This window comes from Leclercia tamurae (assembly GCF_025566055.1).
GTDB classification, from domain to species: Bacteria; Pseudomonadota; Gammaproteobacteria; order Enterobacterales; family Enterobacteriaceae; genus Enterobacter; species Enterobacter tamurae.
The window spans coordinates 1-23,181 of sequence record NZ_JAMHKS010000062.1 but is presented as its reverse complement, the minus strand read 5'-3'; the positions used below and the strand labels follow the sequence as shown (position 1 = coordinate 23,181).

25 protein-coding genes and 1 other annotated feature are annotated in these 23,181 nt (G+C 54.5%); of the genes, 14 read left to right on the top strand and 11 right to left on the bottom strand.

The features are described 5' to 3' along the window. Positions 1–59: 59 nt before the first annotated feature. Positions 60–938: an NAD(+) kinase gene (nadK, locus tag M8318_RS02590; RefSeq protein ID WP_077227861.1), complete on the bottom strand. Its 879-nt coding sequence runs from the start codon at positions 936–938 to the stop codon at positions 60–62. Between the two features lie 121 nt (positions 939–1,059). On the opposite strand from nadK, the gene grpE reads away from it, so the two are divergent. Further along, on the top strand, positions 1,060–1,653 hold the full coding sequence (gene grpE / locus M8318_RS02585) for a nucleotide exchange factor GrpE (RefSeq protein ID WP_146145537.1): 594 nt from the start codon (positions 1,060–1,062) through the stop codon (positions 1,651–1,653). Positions 1,654–1,705: 52 nt separating this feature from the next. Here the strand turns inward: grpE and M8318_RS02580 are convergent, their stop codons facing one another. Together M8318_RS02580 and M8318_RS02575 are read right to left on the bottom strand one after the other, a co-directional pair. Next, positions 1,706–2,992, bottom strand: a complete 1,287-nt coding sequence (locus M8318_RS02580; RefSeq protein ID WP_106994993.1) for an HlyC/CorC family transporter — start codon at positions 2,990–2,992, stop codon at positions 1,706–1,708. An 18-nt stretch (positions 2,993–3,010) separates the two neighbouring features. Further along, entirely contained in the window at positions 3,011–3,802 is a 792-nt protein-coding gene (locus M8318_RS02575; RefSeq protein ID WP_106994994.1) for a cytochrome C assembly family protein, read from the bottom strand. Between the two features lie 166 nt (positions 3,803–3,968). Between M8318_RS02575 and ffh the strand changes: the two genes are divergently transcribed. The 7 genes from ffh (at position 3,969) to M8318_RS02540 (ending at position 9,399) form a co-directional block, all read left to right on the top strand. Next, positions 3,969–5,330 (top strand): signal recognition particle protein, encoded by a 1,362-nt coding sequence (ffh, locus tag M8318_RS02570; RefSeq protein ID WP_166183435.1) that lies wholly within the window; start codon positions 3,969–3,971, stop codon positions 5,328–5,330. A gap of 135 nt (positions 5,331–5,465) precedes the next feature. Next, positions 5,466–5,714, top strand: coding sequence for a 30S ribosomal protein S16 (gene rpsP, locus M8318_RS02565; RefSeq protein WP_106994996.1), 249 nt, complete (start codon positions 5,466–5,468; stop codon positions 5,712–5,714). Between the two features lie 15 nt (positions 5,715–5,729). Next, positions 5,730–6,266 carry a ribosome maturation factor RimM gene (rimM, locus tag M8318_RS02560; protein ID WP_370635116.1) on the top strand — a complete coding sequence of 179 codons (537 nt, stop codon included), beginning with the start codon at positions 5,730–5,732 and terminating at the stop codon, positions 6,264–6,266. A gap of 30 nt (positions 6,267–6,296) precedes the next feature. Next, positions 6,297–7,064 carry a tRNA (guanosine(37)-N1)-methyltransferase TrmD gene (trmD, locus tag M8318_RS02555; protein ID WP_106994998.1) on the top strand — a complete coding sequence of 256 codons (768 nt, stop codon included), beginning with the start codon at positions 6,297–6,299 and terminating at the stop codon, positions 7,062–7,064. A 41-nt stretch (positions 7,065–7,105) separates the two neighbouring features. Then, on the top strand, positions 7,106–7,453 hold the full coding sequence (rplS, locus tag M8318_RS02550; protein WP_006178051.1) for a 50S ribosomal protein L19: 348 nt from the start codon (positions 7,106–7,108) through the stop codon (positions 7,451–7,453). Positions 7,454–7,583: 130 nt separating this feature from the next. Further along, positions 7,584–7,970, top strand: coding sequence for a DUF2946 domain-containing protein (locus M8318_RS02545; RefSeq protein ID WP_262660891.1), 387 nt, complete (start codon positions 7,584–7,586; stop codon positions 7,968–7,970). Between the two features lie 61 nt (positions 7,971–8,031). Then, complete coding sequence (locus tag M8318_RS02540) at positions 8,032–9,399, top strand: PepSY-associated TM helix domain-containing protein (RefSeq protein ID WP_262660890.1); 1,368 nt, start codon at positions 8,032–8,034, stop codon at positions 9,397–9,399. Positions 9,400–9,403: 4 nt separating this feature from the next. Here M8318_RS02540 and M8318_RS02535 read toward each other — a convergent pair whose 3' ends face one another. The 4 genes from M8318_RS02535 to M8318_RS02520 all read right to left on the bottom strand — a co-directional run bounded on the left by M8318_RS02535 (position 9,404) and on the right by M8318_RS02520 (position 12,172). Continuing rightward, positions 9,404–9,886 (bottom strand): OmpA family protein, encoded by a 483-nt coding sequence (locus M8318_RS02535; RefSeq protein ID WP_262660889.1) that lies wholly within the window; start codon positions 9,884–9,886, stop codon positions 9,404–9,406. A 13-nt stretch (positions 9,887–9,899) separates the two neighbouring features. Then, positions 9,900–11,120 carry a diguanylate cyclase DgcN gene (gene dgcN, locus M8318_RS02530; RefSeq protein ID WP_262660888.1) on the bottom strand — a complete coding sequence of 407 codons (1,221 nt, stop codon included), beginning with the start codon at positions 11,118–11,120 and terminating at the stop codon, positions 9,900–9,902. Continuing rightward, positions 11,113–11,613 carry a YfiR family protein gene (locus tag M8318_RS02525; RefSeq protein ID WP_262660887.1) on the bottom strand — a complete coding sequence of 167 codons (501 nt, stop codon included), beginning with the start codon at positions 11,611–11,613 and terminating at the stop codon, positions 11,113–11,115. Before M8318_RS02525 ends, dgcN begins: the two co-directional genes overlap by 8 nt. A 184-nt stretch (positions 11,614–11,797) precedes the next feature. Then, entirely contained in the window at positions 11,798–12,172 is a 375-nt protein-coding gene (locus M8318_RS02520; protein WP_262660916.1) for a DUF2799 domain-containing protein, read from the bottom strand. 213 nt (positions 12,173–12,385) lie between these two features. On the opposite strand from M8318_RS02520, the gene aroF reads away from it, so the two are divergent. The 3 genes from aroF to M8318_RS02505 are packed head-to-tail and all read left to right on the top strand — an operon-like array spanning position 12,386 to position 15,521. Continuing rightward, entirely contained in the window at positions 12,386–13,456 is a 1,071-nt protein-coding gene (aroF, locus tag M8318_RS02515; RefSeq protein ID WP_262660886.1) for a 3-deoxy-7-phosphoheptulonate synthase AroF, read from the top strand. 10 nt (positions 13,457–13,466) lie between these two features. Further along, the gene (tyrA, locus tag M8318_RS02510) at positions 13,467–14,588 is read left to right on the top strand and encodes a bifunctional chorismate mutase/prephenate dehydrogenase (protein WP_106995035.1); all 1,122 of its coding nucleotides are present in this window, start codon (positions 13,467–13,469) and stop codon (positions 14,586–14,588) included. 60 nt (positions 14,589–14,648) lie between these two features. Then, positions 14,649–15,521, top strand: a complete 873-nt coding sequence (locus M8318_RS02505) for an SMP-30/gluconolactonase/LRE family protein (protein WP_262660885.1) — start codon at positions 14,649–14,651, stop codon at positions 15,519–15,521. Here M8318_RS02505 and pheA read toward each other — a convergent pair. The 4 genes from pheA to bamD form a co-directional block, all read right to left on the bottom strand. Then, entirely contained in the window at positions 15,518–16,678 is a 1,161-nt protein-coding gene (pheA, locus tag M8318_RS02500; protein ID WP_262660884.1) for a bifunctional chorismate mutase/prephenate dehydratase, read from the bottom strand. The genes M8318_RS02505 and pheA overlap by 4 nt on opposite strands. A gap of 30 nt (positions 16,679–16,708) precedes the next feature. After that, positions 16,709–16,834: a sequence feature (Phe leader region), on the bottom strand. Further along, positions 16,786–16,833 (bottom strand): pheA operon leader peptide PheL, encoded by a 48-nt coding sequence (gene pheL, locus M8318_RS02495; protein WP_262660915.1) that lies wholly within the window; start codon positions 16,831–16,833, stop codon positions 16,786–16,788. (Overlaps the previous feature by 48 nt.) Before the next feature lie 110 nt (positions 16,835–16,944). Next, complete coding sequence (raiA, locus tag M8318_RS02490; RefSeq protein ID WP_106995038.1) at positions 16,945–17,286, bottom strand: ribosome-associated translation inhibitor RaiA; 342 nt, start codon at positions 17,284–17,286, stop codon at positions 16,945–16,947. Between the two features lie 275 nt (positions 17,287–17,561). Further along, positions 17,562–18,299, bottom strand: coding sequence for an outer membrane protein assembly factor BamD (bamD, locus tag M8318_RS02485; protein WP_106995039.1), 738 nt, complete (start codon positions 18,297–18,299; stop codon positions 17,562–17,564). Positions 18,300–18,427: 128 nt separating this feature from the next. Here bamD and rluD point away from each other — a divergent pair, with 128 nt between their 5' ends. From rluD to clpB, 3 genes are all read left to right on the top strand, one after another. Then, a complete protein-coding gene (rluD, locus tag M8318_RS02480; protein ID WP_262660883.1) occupies positions 18,428–19,408 on the top strand; it encodes a 23S rRNA pseudouridine(1911/1915/1917) synthase RluD in 981 nt (326 codons plus the stop codon). Beyond that, positions 19,405–20,136: a purine nucleoside phosphorylase YfiH gene (gene yfiH, locus M8318_RS02475; RefSeq protein ID WP_262660882.1), complete on the top strand. Its 732-nt coding sequence runs from the start codon at positions 19,405–19,407 to the stop codon at positions 20,134–20,136. Before rluD ends, yfiH begins: the two co-directional genes overlap by 4 nt. A gap of 129 nt (positions 20,137–20,265) precedes the next feature. Further along, positions 20,266–22,839: an ATP-dependent chaperone ClpB gene (clpB, locus tag M8318_RS02470; protein ID WP_225758263.1), complete on the top strand. Its 2,574-nt coding sequence runs from the start codon at positions 20,266–20,268 to the stop codon at positions 22,837–22,839. The last annotated feature ends 342 nt before the right edge of the window (positions 22,840–23,181 follow it).

Here is a 23,181-nt window from a genome sequence, read left to right as displayed (position 1 = left end):
AACTGTGTTTGTGTACAGTATAAACTGGTTTTTTATACAGTAAAGTCCTGGATGCTATTTCAGAACAATTTTTTCGACCAGCCGAGCTTGGAGCTTAATGTATTGAAATAGCTGTAGTCTTTCGGGTGGATCAGATTCAAGTGATAATCGCAGCGGCGAATGAGCACATCTTCACCTTCCTGAATGGGCAGCGCGATTTGGCTGTCGCAGCTGATCTCCAGGTCGTTACGGCGGTGCGAGAAGCGCAGCCGGATGGTGCTGCTGCTGTTGATCACCAGCGGGCGTGCCGAGAGGGTATGCGGGAACATTGGCACCAGGGTGATGGCATCCAGCGACGGGGTAAGGATCGGGCCGCCCGCCGAAAGCGAGTAGGCCGTGGAGCCGGTGGGAGTAGAGATAATCAGCCCATCGGAGCGCTGCGAGAAGGCAAAGATTTCATCGATATAGACTTCGAACTCAATCATGTGCGCTACTTTTCCCGGATGCAGTACCACTTCGTTAATGGCGGTGCTGATCCGTTTCTGACAATCCTGCTGGCACACCTGGGCTTCCAGTAAAAAACGTTTTTCACTGATGTAGTGCCCTTCCAGCACGTCGGCGAGCTGCTGCTGGGCGTTATCCGGATCGAGGTCGGTTAAAAAGCCCAGGTTGCCACGGTTGATGCCAATGACTTTAATATCGTAACGGGCGAGGGTTCGCGCGGCGCCGAGCATATTGCCGTCGCCCCCGACCACCACCGCCAGGTCGGCCTGCTGACCGATTTCCGCCAGCGTGCCGGTTTTTACATTGGTAAGCTGCAATTCCTGGGCAATCTGTTGTTCAACAATCACATCGTAGTTTTTCGCGCACAGCCAGCGATACAGCATTTCATGTGTCGTCAACGCAGTAGGGTGACGTGGATGACCGACAATCCCAATACACTTGAAATGGTTGCTCATTTTCTGAAGGTCCTTGTGCGAATGAATGATGACAATGTGGCTTGTTCCCTTGAATCCCGGAAACTGATCCCCATAATAAGCGAAGTTAGCGAGTTGAATGCAGAAAAACGCGGAGAAATTCATGAGTAGTAAAGAACAGAAAACGCCTGAGGGGCAAGCCCCGGAAGAAATTATCACGGAGCAGCACGAAGAGGTTGAGGCTGCAGAGCCTGAGGCTGGTGCTGAGCAGGTGGATCCGCGCGATGAAAAAATTGCGAATCTGGAAGCTCAGGTAGTTGAAGCCCAGAATCGCGAGCGCGATGGCATCCTGCGTATCAAAGCGGAAATGGAAAACCTGCGTCGCCGTACCGAGCTGGACGTTGAAAAGGCGCATAAATTTGCGCTGGAAAAGTTCGTCAACGAACTGCTGCCGGTTATCGACAGCCTGGATCGCGCCCTGGAAGTAGCGGATAAAGCGAACCCGGACCTGGCCCCGATGGTTGAAGGGATCGAACTGACGCTGAAATCCATGCTCGACGTGGTGAAGAAGTTTGGCGTGGAAGTGGTTGCCGACACCAACGTGCCGATGGATCCTAACGTGCATCAGGCCATTGCGATGGTGGAGTCTGAAGACGTTGCTGCCGGTAACGTGCTGATGGTGATGCAGAAAGGCTATACCCTGAACGGTCGTACCATTCGCGCGGCGATGGTCTCCGTGGCGAAAGCTAAGGCGTAACTGGCCTCCCGTAGTGCCGGGTGGCGGCTTCGCCTGACCCGGCCTACAACATTTACTCTGCCACGCTCTCCCTGAGCGGTTTAACCGGCAACACTCTCACCTGCTTAATCATATTGTCCTGCACGTCCAGGATATCAATATCGTACTGGCCAATACGCACCCGCGTACCTGCCGCCGGGATCTCCTCCAGCGCTTCCAGAATCATGCCGTTAATGGTGCGGGCTTCCTCTTCCGGCATCTGCCAGTTAAAGGCTTTATTCAGTTCACGGACGTTCGCGCTACCGTCAATCAGCACCGAGCCGTCGTTCTGCGGCGTGACCTCTTCGGCAAGGGAAGGGGACATGGAGGTGGTAAAGTCGCCTACAATCTCCTCCAGAATATCCTCTACCGTCACCAGACCCTGGATATCGCCATACTCATCGACCACCAGACCCACTTTCTTTTTGTTGCGCTGAAATTTAATCAGCTGGGTGCTGAGCGGGGTGCCTTCCGGGATGTAGTAAATCTCATCCGCCGCACGCAGCAGTACCTCTTTGGTGAACTCTTTTTTCTCGGTCATCAGACGATAGGCTTCGCGCACGCGCAGCATGCTGATGGTGTCATCCAGCGAATCCCGGTACAGCACAATGCGGCCATGCGGGGAGTGGGTCAGCTGGCGGACAATCGCCTTCCAGTCATCGTTAATGTCGATACCGACGATCTCATTGCGCGGCACCATGATGTCGTCGACGCTGACCTTTTCCAGATCCAGCACTGACAGCAGCATATCCTGGTTGCGGCGGGAGATTTGCGAGCGCGATTCATGCACGATGGTGCGCAGTTCATCTTTGCTCAGCGCGCTGCTAATCACCACATCCGCTTTAATGCCCACCATGCGCATCAGCACTCGCGTCACGCCGTTTAACAGCCAGACCAGCGGCATCATCAGGATGAGTAATGGCGCCAGCAGGAAACTGCTGGGATAGGCGACCTTCTCGGGGTAGAGCGCGGCGACGGTTTTCGGTAGCACTTCGGCAAAAACCAGTACCACAAAGGTCAGCACCCCGGTGGCGATGGCGACCCCGGCGTTGCCGTACAGACGCATGCCGACAATGGTGCCCAGTGCAGAGGCGAGAATGTTGACCAGGTTATTGCCGATAAGCACCAGGCTTATCAGGCGATCCGGTTTGCGCAGCAGTTTTTCCACGCGACGGGCGGCCCGGTTACCCTGTTTGGCGCGATGACGTAACCGGTAGCGGTTCAGCGTCATCATGCCGGTTTCTGAGCCGGAGAAATAGGCGGAGATAACCACCATGACGATCAGGGTGATGATCAGCGTGGTGGTGGAGATGTGTTCCAGGGGGAACTCCTTGGTTGCTTAGCCGGCGATCTGCTGGATGATGCGGCTACCAAAATAAGCCATTGTCAGGAGGCCTGCTCCCGCAACGTTGAACCAGACCACGCGGCGACCGCGCCAGCCTTCATGATAATGGCCCCATAACAGGACAATATAGACAAACCACGCGATGATGGAGAGCACGGCCTTGTCAATATTCTCCATGCTGAAGAGATTGTGCATATAAAACAGGCCGGTACTCAGCGTGAGCGTCAGCAAGACTACCCCGACCTGGGTGATGTGAAACATCTTGCGTTCGATGGTCATCAGCGGCGGCATTTCGTTACTGAAGGCCAGCTTTTTGTTTTTGAGTTGATAGTCAATCCAGGCCAGCTGGAGCGCGTACAGAGCGGCAATGATCAGCGTCGCATACGAGAACAGCGACAGGCCAATATGCACCATCATCCCCGGGGTGGTTTCAAGGTGGGTGATGAACTCGTTTGGCACGAAGGTGGCAAAGGCGAGGTTGATCAGCGCAAAGGCATAGACAATCGGCAGCAGCAGCCAGCCGCGGTTTTTCGAGGCCACGATGGTCATCACCGTACAGATCATCAGGCTGACCAGTGAACCGACGTTAAGCAGGCTCAGGTTTTGCCCGCTGCCGTCTCCCGGCAGAATGCGCGCTTCGAGCGCAAAGGCATGACTTATCAACGCGATGACAGCCGACAAAATAGCCATTCGCCGCCAGCCGCTGTTTTTTTGTAGCAGGCCAGGGATGATCAGCGCGAGGCTGACAGAGTACGCCACAAGGGCGATCAGTGCGAAAACAGGCATAGAGGTGTCGACAGTTATCCTGATGAGAAAGAGAGGCAGTATAACGTTACGTGACGCGTGCTCCAACCGTTGCATAACAACAAAGGCGGCATCATGTTATACTGCGGCAAAATTCTGTGTACGTGTCGCGTCAGCGACCTAACGTTTCTACCCCAGGCGAGAGACAATGTTTGATAATTTAACCGATCGTTTGTCGCGCACGCTGCGCAACATCAGCGGCCGTGGACGCCTTACCGAAGACAACATCAAAGAGACGCTGCGCGAAGTGCGCATGGCACTGCTTGAAGCAGACGTCGCGTTGCCGGTCGTGCGTGATTTCATCAACCGCGTAAAAGAGAAAGCGGTTGGTCATGAAGTGAACAAGAGCCTGACCCCGGGTCAGGAGTTCGTCAAAATCGTCCGTAACGAACTGGTTTCGGCGATGGGCGAAGAGAACCAGAGCCTGAACCTCGCGGCGCAACCGCCAGCGGTAGTGCTGATGGCCGGTCTGCAGGGTGCGGGTAAAACAACCAGCGTCGCTAAGCTGGGTAAATTCCTGCGCGAGAAGCACAAGAAGAAAGTGCTGGTCGTCTCTGCTGACGTCTATCGCCCGGCGGCGATCAGACAGCTGGAGACCCTGGCTGAACAGGTTAGCGTCGACTTCTTCCCGTCTGACGTGTCGCAGAAGCCGATCGACATCGTTAATGCGGCGCTGAAAGAAGCGAAGCTGAAGTTCTTCGACGTGCTGCTGGTGGATACCGCTGGTCGTCTGCACGTTGACGAAGCGATGATGGACGAAATCAAACAGGTACATGCCGCGATCAATCCGGTTGAAACCCTGTTTGTGGTCGATGCCATGACCGGTCAGGATGCTGCGAATACGGCGAAAGCGTTTAACGAAGCGCTGCCGTTAACCGGTGTGGTTCTGACCAAAGTGGACGGCGACGCCCGCGGCGGTGCGGCGCTCTCTATTCGTCATATCACCGGTAAGCCGATCAAATTCCTCGGCGTTGGCGAGAAGACCGACGCGCTGGAGCCATTCCACCCGGATCGTATTGCCTCCCGTATCCTCGGCATGGGCGACGTGCTGTCGCTGATCGAAGATATCGAGAGCAAAGTTGACCGCGCGCAGGCCGAGAAGCTGGCGACCAAGCTGAAAAAAGGCGACGGCTTCGATCTGACCGACTTCCTGGAGCAGCTGCGCCAGATGAAGAACATGGGCGGTATGGCGAGCCTGATGGGCAAGCTGCCGGGCATGGGCCAGATCCCGGACAACGTAAAATCGCAGATGGACGACAAGGTTCTGGTGCGGATGGAGGCGATTATCAACTCCATGACGCTGAAAGAGCGTGCCAAGCCAGAAATCATTAAAGGTTCCCGTAAACGCCGTATCGCGGCGGGCTGCGGGATGCAGGTCCAGGACGTTAACCGTCTTCTGAAGCAGTTCGACGACATGCAGCGCATGATGAAGAAGATGAAGAAGGGCGGTATGGCCAAAATGATGCGTGGGATGAAAGGGATGATGCCACCAGGATTCCCTGGGCGTTAATCGGCCTTTTACGGCGGATCCGCAACTGTTGATTGCATTTTCCCCAGAAATCAGTAAAATTTTCGGGCTTTTAATATGACACCGGGCTCCTTCCCTCCGATGGAGCCCGGTGTTTTATTCACACAAGAGGATGTTATGGTAACTATTCGTTTAGCACGTCACGGCGCGAAAAAGCGTCCGTTCTACCAGGTTGTTGTTACTGACAGCCGTAATGCACGCAACGGTCGCTTCATCGAGCGCGTTGGTTTCTTCAACCCACTGGCCTCTGGCGCAGAAGAAGAAACCCGTCTGGATCTGGATCGTATCGCTCACTGGGTTGGCCTGGGCGCTACTGTATCCGATCGCGTTGCTACGCTGATCAAAGCAGCAAACAAAGCAGCTTAATCTGTCACGGTGGTCATGATGAGCAAAAAAGCACCTGTTGAACCGATTGTATTGGGCAAAATGGGTTCTTGCTACGGTATCCGTGGCTGGCTCAGAGTGTTTTCCTCCACCGAAGACGCTGAAAGCATTTTTGACTATCAGCCCTGGTTTATCCAGAAGGCGGGTCAGTGGCAAGAGGTCGAGCTGGAAAGCTGGCGTCACCACAATCAGGACATCGTCATCAAGCTGAAAGGCGTTGACGATCGCGATGCCGCGAATGCATTGACTAATTGTGAAATTGTCGTGGATTCGTCGCAGCTGCCTCAGCTGGAAGATGGCTACTACTGGAAAGACCTTATTGGTTGCCAGGTAGTGACCACTGAAGGTTACGGTCTGGGGAAAGTCATCGATATGATGGAAACCGGATCCAATGACGTTCTCGTCATTAAGGCAAACCTGAAAGATGCGTTCGGTATCAAGGAGCGGCTGGTTCCGTTCCTCGATGGGCAGGTTATCAAGAAAGTCGATCTCGCTACTCAAACCATTGAAGTAGATTGGGATCCTGGTTTTTAAATTCTCCTGAAAACGGTAAAAGACGGCGCTATGTGGATTGGCATAATTAGCCTGTTTCCTGAAATGTTCCGCGCGATTACTGATTACGGGGTAACTGGCCGGGCAGTAAAAAATGGCCTGCTGAGCATCGAAAGCTGGAGTCCACGTGACTTCACCCATGACCGGCACCGTACCGTGGACGAACGTCCTTACGGCGGCGGACCGGGGATGCTCATGATGGTTCAACCCTTACGGGATGCCATCGCAGCAGCAAAAGCCGCGGCAGGTGAAGGCGCAAAGGTGATTTATCTGTCACCTCAGGGACGCAAGCTTGATCAAGCGGGCGTCAGCGAACTGGCAACGAATCAGAAACTGATTCTGGTGTGCGGTCGCTACGAAGGGATAGATGAGCGCGTAATTCAGACCGAGATTGACGAAGAATGGTCTATCGGCGATTACGTTCTCAGCGGTGGTGAGTTACCGGCAATGACGCTGATTGACTCCGTTTCCCGGTTCATTCCGGGGGTACTGGGCCATGAAGCATCAGCAACAGAAGACTCTTTTGCTGACGGATTGCTGGACTGTCCACACTATACCCGTCCTGAAGTGTTAGAAGGGATGGAAGTACCGCCGGTATTACTGTCGGGAAACCATGCCGAGATTCGTCGCTGGCGCCTGAAGCAGTCGCTGGGCCGTACCTGGCTTAGAAGACCTGAACTTCTGGAAAACCTGGCTCTGACTGAAGAGCAAGCAAAGTTGCTGGCCGAGTTCAAAAAAGAACACGCGCACCAGCAACAGAAACATGATGGGATGGCCTGAGGCCCCCGAATATCAGTTTACCCAGGATAAGAGATTAAATTATGAGCAACATTATTAAGCAAATTGAACAAGAGCAGATGAAGCAGGACGTACCTTCCTTCCGTCCGGGTGATACCGTGGAAGTGAAAGTATGGGTTGTTGAAGGTTCCAAAAAACGTCTGCAGGCATTCGAGGGCGTGGTTATCGCTATTCGTAACCGCGGTCTGCACTCTGCATTCACTGTTCGTAAAATTTCCAACGGCGAAGGCGTTGAGCGTGTCTTCCAGACTCACTCTCCGGTAGTTGACAGCATTGCTGTTAAACGTCGTGGTGCTGTACGTAAAGCTAAACTGTACTACCTGCGTGAGCGTACTGGTAAGTCTGCTCGTATTAAAGAGCGTCTGAACTAAGATTCGCTTAAGCGACATCCTGTAAAAAGGGCTGGCCGAAAGGCTGGCCCTTTTTTTATCTCTGTGTGCCCTGAACGTTAACCTCGCCGTCATAAATCGTTTACAATGCCCGGGCTTTAACGGAGGGAAAGTGACGACAAAACAGCATCAGGCACAGTGGCAACGTATCGCGGCAGGTCTCGCGTTATTTGCGATCCTGATGATCGTCTTTGCGCCGCTGGTCTCTGTGTCGTTGCAAAAAGATCCCATGAGCGCGATGCCCGGCATGCACCATGACATGAGCATGATGACGGAGCACCATGCGCCGTCTGACAGTATCCCTGTCGACCATGCCGAAGCCTGCGGGTACTGCGTGCTGCTGGCCCATGTGCCGGGCGTTATTCTGGCCCTGGTGCTGCTGTTAAGCGCGGTCTTACTCCGACAACGTCTCACACCACCGCGACCTACCGTACACCACTGGCATTTCTTCCCCTGGCTCTGTCCCGATACCCGCGCGCCGCCGCGCCTGTCTGCTTAATCCGCGTAAAAAAACGTACACCCCGGTGTATCGATAACTTTTTGCCTTAAAAAGGGAAAGCATGACTACCTGCACTCCGCGCGCAGCATGGGGCAACCTGCTGCGTCGTCTTCACTTCTATATTGGTCTGTTTGTCGGACCGTTTATCTTTATCGCCGCGCTCTCCGGAACGCTGTATGTCGCAACACCGCAGCTGGAAAATGCGCTTTATCATCACGCGCTGTTCAGCGAGTCCCAGGGCACCGCGCGTCCCCTTGCCGAACAAATCGCGGTTGCGGAAAAGGTTACCGGGGGCGAGCTGCGGCTACAGGCGATACGTCCGGGCCTGACAACAGGGGAGACCACCCGGGTGATGTACATTGACCCGGCGCTGAATGCCTCGGAAAACCGGGCCATCTTTATCGATCCGGTGAGTCTGGAGGTGCGCGGAGATATGACCGTCTACGGCACCAGCGGCATTCTGCCGTTACGCCAGAAAATCGATTATCTGCATCGATCTTTGCTGCTCGGAGATGTAGGACGTATTTACAGCGAACTGGCCGCGTCGTGGATGTGGATCGCCGCGCTGGGTGGGATTGCCCTGTGGTTCTATACCCGGCCAAAAAGGCGCATCAATAACCGGTTTCAAAACCGCCGTCGTCTGCATGTCTCCCTCGGCTGGAGCCTGTTGCTGGGCATGCTGCTCTTCTCGGCCACCGGCCTGACCTGGTCCCAGTGGGCGGGGGGAAATGTGGATAAACTGCGGGCAGAGATGCACTGGCTCACACCGCAGGTGAACACGCAGCTGCATGGCCCGGCGGAGGCGGTGGATCCGCATGCTGAGCACCACGGTCATCACATGACCATGCCCATGCCGGAGATGAAACCGGACCTGGCCCTCTATGACGGCGTGCTGCGCGCGGCAAATGCCGCGGGTATTGATGCCACGAAGCTGGAGATCCGCCCGGCGAAGCGTGCTTCTCAGGCGTGGACGGTGACGGAGATTGATCGCGGCTGGCCGACGCAGGTTGATGCCGTAGCCGTGGACCCCGCCACCCTGACTGTGGTCGATCGCACCCGCTTTGCGGATTACCCGCTGATGGCCAAACTGACCCGCTGGGGTGTGGATTTCCACATGGGTGTGTTGTTTGGCCTGCCAAATCAGCTGGTGCTGATCGCCTTTGGACTCGCGCTATGCGTCATGATTGTATGGGGCTACCGGATGTGGTGGATGCGTCGCCCCCGGCAGACGGCGACGGATCCGGCGCAGACGTTGTATCAGAGCTGGCTGGCGTTGCCGCTGGGGGGGCGTGTGGTCTCTTTAGCCGTCAGCGTAGCGCTGGGGCTCATGATGCCGGTGATGGGCTGTAGCCTGGCGCTGTTTGTGGTTATTGACTGGCTGCGCTGGCGCGCGGCATCAAGACTATCCCTGGCCAAATCGACCGACTAATGCCTCAGGGCGTGCTGATCACTACCGCCACGCGGCGGTTTTCAGCACGTCCCTGACCGGTTTTATTGTCCGCGACAGGATATTGCTGACCCAGCCCCTGGGTTGTCAGATTGCTGCGCGGAATGTTTGAGCCCTGCGCCCAGGCATCGGCAACCACATTCGCCCGCTTCAGGGATAATGCTTTGTTGTAACGCTCTTCGCCATAATTATCGGTATGGCCGTCCATCCGCGCGTGGGTCAGACCCGTGGCGGCAAGACGCGCAGCCATGCTTTTAATCTGCTCCTCGCTCTCTGGCTGCAGCTTATATTCGTTTTTACCAAACAGGATCTTCGCCGAGAGGCCGAGCGACCAGTCGCCGTTCGTCTCATTAAAGCCATAAGACTTCATGGCGGCGACCTGCTCAGCGCTGAATTTGCCCTGCGGCGTCTGGCATCCGGCCAGCAGCATTGATGCCATAAACAGCGGTGCGGCGTATCGCCTTAACATAATGTGTTCCTTTCTACGGTGTGATTTTCGAACGCTGGTGCTTCACCAGATACATATTCCGGTCGGCTTGCTCCAGTAACGCTTCAACGGAGTGATGCTGCCAGCTCAGCGCGTAGCCAATGCTGAGCGACATCCGGGAGGAGAACCCGTTGTGCAGTTCATAGGACGGGCTGAATTGTTGCGTCAGCGCGGCGCAGAGGCGCAGCACGTCGTGTTCCGACTGGACGCTATACAGAATGATGGCAAACTCATCCCCACCCAGACGGTAAGACTGATGTTGTCCGCCGCCGAATTCGACCATTCTGCGGGCCACTTCAATCAGTACCGAATCGCCTGCGGCATGGCCCCAGGTATCGTTAATACGCTTAAAGTCATCCCCATCGAGGAACAGCAGGGCGGAGTTGTTCCGCGCGGAGGAATCATTCATCAGCGCCGCAATACGGATGCGAAACGCGGCCCGGTTAGCCAGACCGGTCAGCGGATCGTGCATGGCGGTGCGCATCAGCTGGGCGTTTTTGGCCTGCAGCTTTAGCTGCCACTCTTCCATCTCATCCAGCAGGCTGTTGAAGTCCTGACCGAAGCGATGAAATTCCTGAATGCGTTCCTGAGATACCCGGCGGGAGAAGTTGCGGTTGGTCCGCACGTCATGCACCACATCGGTAATGTTTTGCAGGGCGGTCACTACGCCATTATGCAGGGTGCGGGTGATGGTTAACGCCACCAGAGAGGCAAACACAAGGCAGCCGGTTAATACTGCCAGCGAGGTCCAGAGGAAGTGGCCGATCAGGCTGTCCCGCGCGGTAAGGTGTAGCTCACCGATCGGCAAATTGTTGTGCCAGACGCGCTGTCTGATGGGATGCGGGAATAACCACTGGCTGACCAGCTGGCTGAGCGGATCCGCCTCACTGTTCGGCCCCATCGACCACGCGGCAAAACGATGATCGTAGCGATCCAGCAGTTCGGCTGCCGAGAACTGCCCCTGCTTGCCGAGTGAAGCCAGCGCGTCGTTGGCGGCGGCGGCATCATTAAAGACCAGCGTCGCCTCCAGGCTGCGGCTCATGGTAGCGCTGGTTAATTCAAGGTTTCGTTGCGCATACTGTTTTAGCGTTACCACTGAAGCAATGCACAATAATAACCAGACCAGCGTCATCGTAATGAGGACACTAATTATACTGATGCGCCGCAGGGTCCGTTTGAATGTTGGACGCGGCGCTGAGGTCATTTCCTTATTCATGCTTTTTATTCCGTGCGAGCATTAACACATCAGGATTGACTCTGACTCCGCTGCGCGACAGTACATCCAGATTGACGGAAAACCTTACTCTGGCACTGTCTATTATCAGGCAGAAAGCACTACCTGTGAGGCATTGCGGATTATGCTCCGCAATTAATAGTAAAGGTCTGGCATGAAACGCCTGGCTTAATTCAAGCTGGTGGGTCGGGGATTCGTTGCCAAAATAGAGCGCGTGACATTCTGCATTTAATGCATCCCGATCGTCATGAATAATCACGGGGGTATAGGGCAGCGCATCCGGTCCATTGCTGCTGAGCGCCTCAACATAGTGGGAAGAGGCAAAGATACACAGATTCGGCTTGCCAGAGAGCGCAGGCCAATGGGTGTAACTGACGATCCCGGAGACAATAGAGCGTACCGATCTATCCGTTTCGGATAAGATTCCGCCAATAGCAAGTCCACAGGGCATGGATAACAACAGTACCAATGCCATCCGGTACCAGAAGATAAGAAAAAAGTTACACACCCGAATCCGCCATACCACTCTGGAAATAGTAGTCCTTGAGTTTCGCCGGCAGAATACCATTTTTTGCCCATACAGTCATTATACCAAAAGCCTGTTCGGAGGCTTAAGTACAATCTTACTTTCTTAATTAATCGGGCTGGCGTTGACAGAATTAATTTAAACGAGTGGCTTTCGTTCCTTCATTCATTCCCTGTTGCCAGGCGGTACGAAGGGTGGTGGCGTTTTCCGCGGTATCACAGCTGGCGGGGAATATTCGGCCGGCTAATCCCCAGGCGTAAACAAAATTTTCCTGACATATTTTTTCTTGCCCGTCTTTATATCCGCTGAGATAGGCCGGGCGATCCACTTTGGTGTCGTTGAAATTAGCCGCCAGGCTTTCATTGGATTTTACCGCCACGCCATTCATGGCGTCTTCTTTTCCAGCATCATACCAGTCGGTTCCCGTCCAGTGAGGTTGATGGGTATAAGGATCGATCTGACAGGCGGTTAAAAACAGGCACAGCAGGGAGGTAACAATCAGGCGCATAAGACATTCTCCTTTTTCATTGAGCATAGCCTGGCGTGGATAACCTACCCTGTAATTTTTACGTTACGCGATAATCGAATATTTTTTGCTTAAAAGTGGGTGGTGTAAAGTATTATTTACGTATTTTGGATTGAAATCTTTACTCGGTGTGGTATCGTTGGGCTTCCTCATTGAGGAAACCACTATCGCAAACGAGCTTCCAGGATCGCAATCATGCAAAAAGACGCGCTGAACAACGTACATATTAGTGATGAACATATTCTGATCACCCCGGATCAACTGAAAGCGGAATTTCCGCTGAGCGTTGAGCAAGAGGCGCAAATTGCGCACTCCCGCCAGACCATCTCCGACATTATTGCCGGGCGCGATCCGCGTCTGCTGGTGGTGTGTGGTCCGTGCTCCATTCATGATCCAGAAACCGCCATCGAATATGCACACCGTTTTAAAGCTCTGGCCGAGGAGGTCAGCGATAGCCTCTACCTGGTCATGCGCGTCTATTTTGAAAAACCCCGCACCACCGTCGGCTGGAAAGGGTTAATTAACGATCCGCACATGGATGGCTCGTTTGATGTGGAAGCTGGCCTGAAGATTGCGCGTAATCTTCTGGTGGAGCTGGTTAACATGGGCCTGCCGCTGGCAACGGAAGCGCTGGATCCGAACAGCCCACAATACCTGGGCGATCTGTTCAGCTGGTCCGCCATTGGCGCACGTACCACTGAATCACAAACTCACCGTGAAATGGCCTCCGGTCTCTCAATGCCGGTTGGCTTTAAAAACGGTACCGACGGTAGCCTGGCGACAGCCATCAACGCCATGCGTGCTGCGGCCATGCCGCACCGTTTCGTCGGCATCAACCAGGCCGGCCAGGTCTGTCTGCTGCAGACCCAGGGCAACCCGGATGGCCACGTCATCCTGCGCGGTGGCAAAGCGCCAAACTACAGCCCGGCAGATGTTGCCCAGTGTGAAAAAGAGATGGAACAGGCGGGACTGCGTCCGGCACTGATGGTAGATTGCAGTCATGGTAATTCGAATAAAGATTACCGTCGTCAGCCTGCGGTGGCGGAATCCGTCATCGCGCAGATCAAAGATGGCAACCGTTCGATTATTGGCCTGATGATTGAGAGCAACATCCATGAAGGCAATCAGTCATCCGAACAGCCGCGCAGCGCCATGAAGCACGGGGTTTCCGTAACCGATGCCTGCATCAGCTGGGAAACCACCGATGCGCTGCTGCGTGAGATCCACAAAGATTTGAACGGCCAGCTGGCGACGCGTCTGGCTTAAGAGGTTTGTTATGGTTGCTGAATTGACCGCCTTGCGCGATCAAATTGACGAGGTGGATAAGGCGCTGCTGGATTTGCTGGCGCGCCGTATGGCTCTGGTTGCTGAAGTCGGCGAAGTGAAAAGTAAATACGGTTTGCCGATTTACGTGCCGGAGCGCGAAGCCTCTATGCTGGCCTCCCGGCGCAAAGAGGCCCAGGCGCTGGGCGTCTCGCCGGATCTGATTGAAGATGTGCTGCGCCGCGTGATGCGTGAGTCTTACTCCAGCGAAAACGACAAAGGTTTTAAAACGCTCTGTCCGACCCTGCGTCCGGTGGTGATTGTCGGTGGCGGCGGGCAGATGGGGCGTCTGTTTGAGAAGATGCTGACGCTCTCTGGTTACCAGGTGCGCATTCTCGAAAAAGAGGACTGGGCCCAGGCGCAGACGATGGTTGCCGACGCGGGCATGGTCATTGTCAGCGTCCCGATTCATGTCACCGAAGAGATTATTGCTAAACTGCCACCGCTGCCGGAAGACTGCATTCTGGTCGATCTGGCCTCGGTAAAAAATGGTCCGCTGCAGGCGATGCTGGCCGCACATAACGGCCCGGTGCTGGGGCTGCACCCGATGTTCGGCCCGGACAGCGGCAGCCTGGCGAAGCAGGTAGTCGTCTACTGCGATGGCCGTCAGCCTGAAGCCTACCAGTGGTTTCTGGAGCAGATTCAGGTGTGGGGCGCGCGGTTGCACCGGATCAGCGCCGTCGAGCACGATCAGAACATGGCCTTTATCCAGGCGCTGCGCCACTTCGCAACCTTCGCGTATGGCCTGCACCTGGCGGAAGAGAATGTTCAGCTCGAGCAGCTGCTGTCGCTGTCGTCACCGATCTATCGTCTCGAACTGGCAATGGTCGGACGTCTGTTTGCCCAGGATCCGCAGCTTTATGCAGATATCATTATGTCTTCGGGCAATAACCTGGCGCTGATCAAGCGTTACTACCAGCGTTTTGGGGAGGCGATCACTCTCCTGGAACACGGCGATAAGCAGGCGTTTATCGACAGCTTCCGTAAGGTAGAACACTGGTTTGGCGATTATGCCCAACGCTTCCAGAGCGAGAGTCGCATTCTGCTACGGCAGGCGAATGACAGTCGCCAGTAATCTGATGATGTATATACTGAAAGCCAGCACTGCTGGCTTTTTTCATTTTGGGGATTCGTCATGGCTGAACCACGCGTTCTGTTTGAATATACGGGGCACTTACCGGAGTGTCCGACCTGGAGCGAAGCGGAAAGCGCCCTCTACTGGGCGGATATTCTGGAGGGCGAGATCCATCGTTACCACCTCGCCACAGGTGAACACAAGGTTTTATCCTTCCATGAAGAGGTGGGCTGCTTCGCGCTACGCGAGGGTGGGGGCTTTATTGTCGCCATGCGGACGGGCATCTGGCTGGCGGATAAACACGGCCTGCTGCAACGCAAGGTCTGTGATAATCCGTCCAACCCGCAGCTGGCGCGTTTTAATGACGGGGGAACCGATCATTTTGGCCGCTTCTATGCGGGCACCTTCTGGGCGCCGGGGGACTACAACGGTGCTCTGCTAATGCGGATCGATAACGACCTGACGCCGGAGGTCATTCAGTGTGATATCCACGGTCATAACGGCCTGGCATTCAGCGACGACAGGCAATGGATGTATACCTCCGACACCCCTAACGCGGTGATCTATCGCACCCCGCTGGATGAGCAGGGCGAGCCGGGTAAACGGGAGGTCTTCCGTCGGTTCAAGCCGGGGGAGGGGATCCCGGATGGTGCGGCCGTGGATGTCGAAGGATGTTACTGGAGCGCGCTGTTCGACGGCTGGCGGATCGCACGTTTTTCACCCCAGGGTGAACAGCTGGAAGAGTACCGGTTGCCGGTGCGATATCCGACGATGGTCTGTTTCGGTGGCGATGATATGCAGACGCTGTTTATCACCACCACCCGGGAGAATATGGAGCCTGAGGAGATTGCGGCCTATCCCCTTTCGGGTGCCATTTTCACCCTGCCCGTCAGCGTGGCAGGGGTGAAAAAAGGCCCGTTTATAGCGCGTTAAGCCGGATCAACCGGGACCACGTTTTCGCCCGGATAGCAGCCCAGCACCTTCATCGAACGGGTGATCTCACCCAGTTCACGCAGGGCTTTCTGCAGGGATGCAGATTCCAGGTTGGCCTGGATGTCGAGATAAAACATCTCTTCCCACGGGTTGCCATTAATCGGGCGTGATTCCAGTTTGGTCATAATCAGATTGTGATTGCGCAGTACCAGCAGGGCTTCTACCAGCGCACCGGCCTGCTGACCGGTCGCCATCAGCAGGGTAGTCTTAGCCGGAACCTGATCGGAAACGTTGATCGCCTTACGCGCCAGCACGATGAAGCGGGTGATGTTTTGCGTCTGGTTAGCGAGGTTACGCTCCAGTACCTGCAACCCATACAGCGCGCCGCCCGCTTCGCTGCCCAGCGCGGCCACTGTAGGGGAGTTGGCCTGCGCCACTTTTTCCATCGCCGCCGAGGTGCTCTCGGTATATTCAATTTTCCAGCCCGGATAACGGTTCAGGAACTGACTGCACTGCTGGAAGGGTTGCGGATGGCTGTAAACCGTCTCGATTTTGTCGAGGTCGGTGGTGCCGGATACCAGCACGCAATGGTCGATAGGGATTGTCATCTCGCCAACCAGCGACAGGGTGGTGTGCTGGAGCAAATCGTACACGTCGTTGATCGCGCCGGAACTGGTATTCTCGATCGGCACGACAGCGTAATCTGCTTGTCCGGTCTCGACCTGGTTGAAGATATCCGCGAACTTCGCGCAGCCGCTCTCAATAAACTCTTCGAAGTGACGGGCCGCATACTGACGCGCGGCGAGATGGGAATAGGACCCTTTTGGCCCCAGGAAGGCAATACGCGCCGAATGCGGGTTGGTCTTGTTGAGATGCTGTTGCAGCAACGCCTGCTGCGTCAGGACGGAGTCTTCAATAATCAGCTGGAACAGGCGGGTAATGTAGTGTGCATCCAGATGGTGGGTCTTGCCGAGATTGATCAGGCGTTCCAGCAGGTCGCGCTCACGATCGATGTCGCGTACCGGACGATGCGACGCCAGCTTTGCTTTTCCTACCTCTACGACCAGCGCACGGCGTTCGGCCAGCAGCGACAGCAATTTTTCATCCAGAGCGCTGATCTTGTCTCGCAGATCCAGTAACGGGTTTTCCGGTGTCATAGCGTTGCCTTAATCATATTATCGTTATCAATAAAAAAGGCCCCCCGGTGTGGGAGGCCTTGTTGTTCGTCTTCGCATTCTTTATCACACGACGAAACGCCTCCCAATCAGGGGAAGGTAAAAAAGAATGCGAAGAAAAACGGTTTAAGGGTCATGGATGATTCCTTCAAAAGACAGTCTTAAAGTACCCGCACTGTTTTCACCCTGTCAATAAAAAACAAAAAACGCGCCCGAAGGCGCGTTGGCGATAGACTCAATGTAAAGGATTATTCATCTTCAACTTCTTCTGCGAAGCTGGCGTCTTTCACCGATGTTGCGGCGCGACGGGCTTCACCTTTGTGTTGCACTTTATTGAGCTGCCGTTCCAGCTTGTTAATCAAATCGTTGATTGCAGTGTACATATCCTCATGTTTCGCGCTGGCGACCAGATGGCCGTTTGGAGTATTGATAGTTGCGTCAGCGATGAAACCCTGTGGCTCCTTAGAGAGAATGATATGCGGGTTAATCAAGTGTGTTTGCCATTTATCCAGTTTGGCGAGACGGTCTGCGACGTGCTGGCGGATAGCCGGAGTAATTTCCATTTGTTTACTGGTAATGTTCATTGTCATAAATTTTACCTCTTGTCTTTCCCGTCTTGGTGATTCCAGCATACCGTTCTTAATGTCAATTTGTGTGATCCAAATCACATTTTAATGTCACTTTTTGTCAACGGATTCTTTTTGTGAGGCAGGACAGGAAGAAGCAACTTTTGCCTTGTCGTAATAAGAAATTGCGGCCATAGTTGATAGGATTGGTGCAAGCTAAACCGGTTCAGCTTAATCCGAAAATGGATAAAAAAACGGCAGCCCTGAGGCTGCCGTTTTGCATTTATCTACCAGAAGAATCAGGAGCTGCTGCTGTTGGCGGCGATGATCTTCGCCACTTTGTCAGCCTGGGATGTCATCTGCAGCTCGCGATAGGCATTTTCCATCAGCTTCAGGCCATCGCGTGTTGCCTGAGTATCCGGATAATCACGCAGCATGCCTTCAACACGGTTCACGACGGCAACATATGCCCCGCGGCGGGTATAGTATTCCGCAACAGAGTATTCATATTTCGCCAGACGATCTTTCAGGAACACCAGACGTTTGCTGGCATCCGTCACGTACTGGCTATTCGGATAGCCACGTACCAGTTTGGAGAAGTCATTGAACGCATCGCGGGCATGCTGAGGGTCTCGGTCTGAACGATCCACCCCAAAGAAGCCTTGCAGCGCACTGTCATCCAGCGCCATGTTAGTCAGGCCGCGCATATACATGACGTAATCAATATTGGGATGGGTCGGATTCAGACGCATAAAGCGATCAATCGTCGCCTGGGCCAGTGGCAGATCGGCATTTTTATAGTAAGCGTAGATCAGATCTAACTGTACCTGCTGGGAATACGGGCCAAATGGATAACGATTATCCAGCGCTTCCAGTTGCGTTATCGCCTGTTTCCAGTTACCGTCCTGCAGCTTTTGCTGAGCAGTCGCATAGATTTCATTCGGCGGATTGTCAGGGACCTGTTCACCCGAACCGGAGCAGCCCACCAAAGCCAGGCTCAACGTGGCCGCTGCCACCAGATATTTCATGCGCGTCATGACGTTTTGACTTTCCTCAAATGTTTGTCCGGGAGAATCTTTCCTGCTCCCGATTAAGACCAGCTACAATAGCACACTATATTAAACGGCAAAGCCGTAAAACCCAACGTTAAACGAAGAAGCAGTCTATGGCACAACGAGTAGAACTCACCGCAACAGTCTCCGAAAAACAGCTCGGACAACGCTTAGATCAGGCTTTGGCCGAAATGTTCCCTGATTATTCGCGTTCACGCATAAAAGAATGGATTCTTGACCAGCGCGTGCTGGTAAACGGCAAGATCTGGGACAAGCCAAAAGAGAAAGTGTTGGGTGGGGAAGTGGTCGCCATCAATGCTGATATCGAAGAAGAAGTCCGTTTTGAAGCCCAGGATATTCCGCTGAACATCGTCTACGAAGATGACGACATTTTAGTGATCAACAAGCCTCGTGACTTTGTTGTACACCCTGGCGCAGGCAACCCTGATGGCACAGTGCTGAATGCACTGCTGCACTATTATCCGCCGATCGCTGACGTACCCCGTGCGGGGATCGTTCACCGTCTGGATAAAGACACCACCGGCCTGATGGTCGTGGCCAAAACTATTCCAGCGCAAACGCGTCTGGTTGAGTCACTGCAGCTGCGTGAAATCACTCGTGAATACGAAGCGGTGGCAATTGGTCATATGACCTCCGGCGGTACCGTAGAGCAGCCTATCAGTCGCCACCCGACCAAGCGTACCCATATGTCGGTTCATCCGATGGGTAAACCGGCGGTCACGCACTATCGCATCATGGAACATTTCCGCATCCACACTCGTTTGCGTCTGCGTCTGGAAACCGGTCGTACTCACCAGATCCGCGTGCATATGTCGCACATCACCCATCCGCTGGTGGGCGATCAGCTGTACGGTGGCCGTCCGCGTCCGCCAAAAGGGGCGTCAGAAGAGTTTATCGCCATGCTGCGTAAATTTGATCGCCAGGCTCTGCATGCGACGATGCTGCGTCTCTATCATCCGATCACCGGTATTGAGATGGAGTGGCATGCGCCAATTCCACAGGATATGGTGGATCTTATCGACGCCATGCGCGCCGATTTTGAAGAGCATAAGGACGCCGTGGACTGGTTATGACCAAACTGATTGTCCCTGAGTGGCCGGCGCCAGCAGGCGTGGCGGCCTGCAGTTCCACCCGCATCGGGGGTGTCAGCGAGGGAGCCTGGGAGTCCTTAAACCTGGGCGCGCACTGTGGCGACGATCTCAACCATGTGGAAGAGAATCGTAAGCGGTTGTTTGCTGCTGGCCAGTTACCCTCGAAACCGGTCTGGCTTGAGCAGGTTCATGGTACGGCTGTTCTCAGCCTTACCGGCGAACCTTATGCCTCGAAACGCGCCGATGCCTCTTACAGCAATACTCCTGGCACGGTGTGTGCTGTCATGACCGCCGACTGCCTGCCGGTGCTTTTCTGCAACCGTGCGGGCACCGAAGTCGCTGCCGCCCATGCTGGCTGGCGCGGGTTATGTGCTGGCGTGCTGGAAGAAACCGTTGCCTGCTTTGCTGACAGCGCGGATAACATCCTCGCCTGGCTCGGTCCGGCGATTGGTCCCCAGGCCTTCGAAGTCGGTCCGGAAGTCCGTGATGCCTTTATGGCGCACGATCCGCAGGCAGAGAGCGCTTTTCGCCCGGCGGGGGAGAAGTACATGGCAGATATTTATCAGCTTGCCCGTCAACGCCTGACCCATCTCGGTATCAGTCAAATCTATGGCGGCGATCGCTGCACCTTCACCGAAAAGGGTGATTTCTTTTCTTATCGTCGCGACAAGACAACAGGTCGTATGGCAAGTTTCATTTGGCTGATATAACCTATAGAATCAAGACGATCCGGTACGCGCCGTTTTCTTTTCGCATAATTCAGGTCATTCACCTTGAATAATTGAGGGATGACCTCATTTAATCTCCAGTAGCAATTTTGACCTGTTATGGGAGGAGTTATGCGTCTGGATCGTCTTACTAATAAATTCCAGCTTGCACTCGCTGATGCCCAGTCACTCGCGCTGGGGCACGACAACCAATTTATCGAACCTCTTCATCTCATGAGCGCCTTACTGAATCAGGAGGGGGGATCGGTTCGTCCTTTACTCACGTCTGCCGGCATTAATGCGGGCCAGTTACGTACAGCCATCGATCAGGCATTAAGTCGTCTACCCCAGGTAGAAGGCACGGGCGGAGATGTACAACCGTCCCAGGATCTGGTTCGCGTACTGAATCTTTGCGACAAACTGGCGCAGAAACGCGGCGACAACTTTATTTCGTCAGAGCTCTTTGTTCTGGCGGCGCTTGAATCACGTGGCACATTGACCGACCTGCTGAAAACGGCCGGCGCAACCACCGCTAACGTGACACAGGCGATAGCACAGATGCGTGGAGGTGAAAGCGTGAACGATCAGGGTGCCGAGGACCAGCGTCAGGCATTGAAGAAATATACGGTCGATCTGACTGAGCGCGCTGAGCAGGGCAAGCTTGACCCGGTCATTGGTCGTGACGAAGAGATCCGCCGTACCATTCAGGTTCTGCAGCGCCGGACCAAAAATAACCCGGTGCTGATTGGTGAGCCGGGTGTCGGTAAAACCGCCATTGTCGAAGGGTTAGCGCAGCGTATCGTGAATGGTGAAGTTCCTGAAGGCTTAAAAGGCCGTCGTGTACTGGCGCTGGATATGGGCGCTCTGGTGGCCGGGGCCAAATACCGCGGTGAGTTTGAAGAGCGCTTAAAAGGCGTGCTTAACGATCTGGCGAAACAGGAGGGTAACGTCATCCTGTTTATTGATGAGCTGCACACCATGGTGGGTGCCGGTAAAGCGGACGGCGCCATGGATGCCGGGAACATGCTGAAACCGGCGCTGGCTCGTGGTGAGCTGCACTGCGTGGGTGCTACCACGCTGGATGAGTATCGTCAGTACATTGAAAAAGATGCCGCCCTGGAACGCCGCTTCCAGAAAGTGTTTGTGGCTGAACCGACAGTGGAAGATACCATCGCCATTCTGCGTGGCCTGAAAGAACGTTATGAGCTGCACCACCACGTGCAGATCACTGACCCGGCGATTGTGGCGGCAGCGACCTTGTCGCACCGCTATATCGCTGACCGGCAACTGCCAGACAAAGCGATCGACCTTATCGATGAGGCCGCCTCCAGCATCCGGATGCAGATAGACTCGAAACCGGAAGAGCTGGACAGGCTCGATCGGCGAATCATTCAGCTCAAGCTTGAGCAGCAGGCGCTGAAGAAAGAGTCGGATGAGGCGAGTAAGAAGCGCCTGGATATGCTTAATGAAGAGCTGAGCGACAAAGAGCGTCAATATTCCGGCTTAGAGGAAGAGTGGAAAGCGGAAAAAGCGTCCCTTTCCGGTACTCAGACTATTAAAGCTGAGCTGGAGCAGGCGAAAATCGCCATCGAACAGGCGCGCCGCGTGGGCGATCTGGCCCAGATGTCTGAACTGCAGTACGGTAAAATTCCGGAGCTGGAAAAACAGCTGGCAGCGGCAACCCAGCAGGAAGGCAAAACCATGCGTCTGTTACGTAATAAAGTGACGGAAGTCGAAATTGCCGACGTGCTGGCGCGCTGGACCGGGATCCCGGTTGCCAGAATGATGGAGAGCGAACGCGACAAGCTGCTGAGAATGGAAGAGGATCTCCATCATCGCGTTATTGGCCAGGATGAAGCGGTTGAAGCAGTATCGAATGCCATTCGACGTAGTCGGGCAGGTTTGTCCGATCCTAACCGTCCAATTGGCTCCTTCCTGTTCCTCGGGCCAACCGGTGTCGGTAAGACGGAACTGTGTAAGGCGCTGGCGAACTTTATGTTCGATAGCGATGACGCGATGGTGCGTATCGACATGTCCGAGTTTATGGAAAAACATTCCGTGTCGCGTCTCGTGGGTGCGCCTCCGGGATATGTCGGTTATGAAGAGGGCGGATATCTGACAGAAGCGGTTCGCCGTCGTCCATATTCCGTCATCCTGTTGGATGAAGTCGAGAAGGCACATCCGGATGTGTTTAACATCCTGCTGCAGGTGCTGGATGATGGGCGTCTGACGGACGGCCAGGGGAGAACGGTCGACTTCCGTAACACGGTTGTCATTATGACCTCGAACCTGGGTTCCGATCTGATTCAGGAACGTTTTGGCGAACTCGATTACGGTCATATGAAGGATCTGGTGCTAGGGGTGGTTAGCCACAGCTTCCGTCCTGAGTTTATTAACCGTATCGACGAAGTGGTGGTCTTCCATCCGCTGGGTGAAAAACACATTGCGTCGATTGCCCGCATTCAGCTTCAGCGTCTGTACAAACGTCTGGAAGAGCGTGGATATGAAATGCAGATTGCGGATGACGCACTGCAGCTGCTGAGCGCAAATGGGTACGATCCGGTGTACGGGGCTCGTCCTTTAAAACGCGCCATTCAGCAACAGATCGAAAACCCGCTGGCTCAGCAAATCCTCTCCGGGAAGCTGATCCCGGGCAAAACGATACAGCTGGTGAAAAAAGACGACCAGATTGTGGCAGTGCAGTAAGTCACAAAACGGCAAAAACGAGCCCTCAGGGGCTCGTTTTTGTTTAAAAACCAGGCAAGAATAGGTTTCTTGATGCAAAATTGCCTGGAAAGTGAGCGGTCAGCAAATAATTTTCACTTTATACTTGCCACCCCAGAAGAACTGCCTATAATGCGCCTCCACTGACACGGAACAACGGCAAACAAGCCGCCGGGTCAGCAGAGAAAAGCGTGAAGTTATCGCTTGACTCTGAAAGAGGAAAGCGTAATATACGCCACCTCGCAACGGTGAGCGAAAGCCGCGTTGCACTGCTCTTTAACAATTTATCAGACAATCTGTGTGGGCACTCAAAGTGACATGGAT

Coding starts and splice junctions, on each gene's coding strand:
- nadK (WP_077227861.1), bottom strand. CDS start 938: ATGAGCAACCATTTCAAGTGTATTGGGATTGTCGGTCATCCACGTCAC.
- grpE (WP_146145537.1), top strand. CDS start 1,060: ATGAGTAGTAAAGAACAGAAAACGCCTGAGGGGCAAGCCCCGGAAGAA.
- M8318_RS02575 (WP_106994994.1), bottom strand. CDS start 3,802: ATGCCTGTTTTCGCACTGATCGCCCTTGTGGCGTACTCTGTCAGCCTC.
- ffh (WP_166183435.1), top strand. CDS start 3,969: ATGTTTGATAATTTAACCGATCGTTTGTCGCGCACGCTGCGCAACATC.
- rpsP (WP_106994996.1), top strand. CDS start 5,466: ATGGTAACTATTCGTTTAGCACGTCACGGCGCGAAAAAGCGTCCGTTC.
- rimM (WP_370635116.1), top strand. CDS start 5,730: ATGATGAGCAAAAAAGCACCTGTTGAACCGATTGTATTGGGCAAAATG.
- trmD (WP_106994998.1), top strand. CDS start 6,297: ATGTGGATTGGCATAATTAGCCTGTTTCCTGAAATGTTCCGCGCGATT.
- rplS (WP_006178051.1), top strand. CDS start 7,106: ATGAGCAACATTATTAAGCAAATTGAACAAGAGCAGATGAAGCAGGAC.
- M8318_RS02540 (WP_262660890.1), top strand. CDS start 8,032: ATGACTACCTGCACTCCGCGCGCAGCATGGGGCAACCTGCTGCGTCGT.
- M8318_RS02535 (WP_262660889.1), bottom strand. CDS start 9,886: ATGTTAAGGCGATACGCCGCACCGCTGTTTATGGCATCAATGCTGCTG.
- dgcN (WP_262660888.1), bottom strand. CDS start 11,120: ATGAATAAGGAAATGACCTCAGCGCCGCGTCCAACATTCAAACGGACC.
- M8318_RS02525 (WP_262660887.1), bottom strand. CDS start 11,613: ATGGCATTGGTACTGTTGTTATCCATGCCCTGTGGACTTGCTATTGGC.
- M8318_RS02520 (WP_262660916.1), bottom strand. CDS start 12,172: ATGCGCCTGATTGTTACCTCCCTGCTGTGCCTGTTTTTAACCGCCTGT.
- aroF (WP_262660886.1), top strand. CDS start 12,386: ATGCAAAAAGACGCGCTGAACAACGTACATATTAGTGATGAACATATT.
- tyrA (WP_106995035.1), top strand. CDS start 13,467: ATGGTTGCTGAATTGACCGCCTTGCGCGATCAAATTGACGAGGTGGAT.
- M8318_RS02505 (WP_262660885.1), top strand. CDS start 14,649: ATGGCTGAACCACGCGTTCTGTTTGAATATACGGGGCACTTACCGGAG.
- pheA (WP_262660884.1), bottom strand. CDS start 16,678: ATGACACCGGAAAACCCGTTACTGGATCTGCGAGACAAGATCAGCGCT.
- raiA (WP_106995038.1), bottom strand. CDS start 17,286: ATGACAATGAACATTACCAGTAAACAAATGGAAATTACTCCGGCTATC.
- bamD (WP_106995039.1), bottom strand. CDS start 18,299: ATGACGCGCATGAAATATCTGGTGGCAGCGGCCACGTTGAGCCTGGCT.
- rluD (WP_262660883.1), top strand. CDS start 18,428: ATGGCACAACGAGTAGAACTCACCGCAACAGTCTCCGAAAAACAGCTC.
- yfiH (WP_262660882.1), top strand. CDS start 19,405: ATGACCAAACTGATTGTCCCTGAGTGGCCGGCGCCAGCAGGCGTGGCG.
- clpB (WP_225758263.1), top strand. CDS start 20,266: ATGCGTCTGGATCGTCTTACTAATAAATTCCAGCTTGCACTCGCTGAT.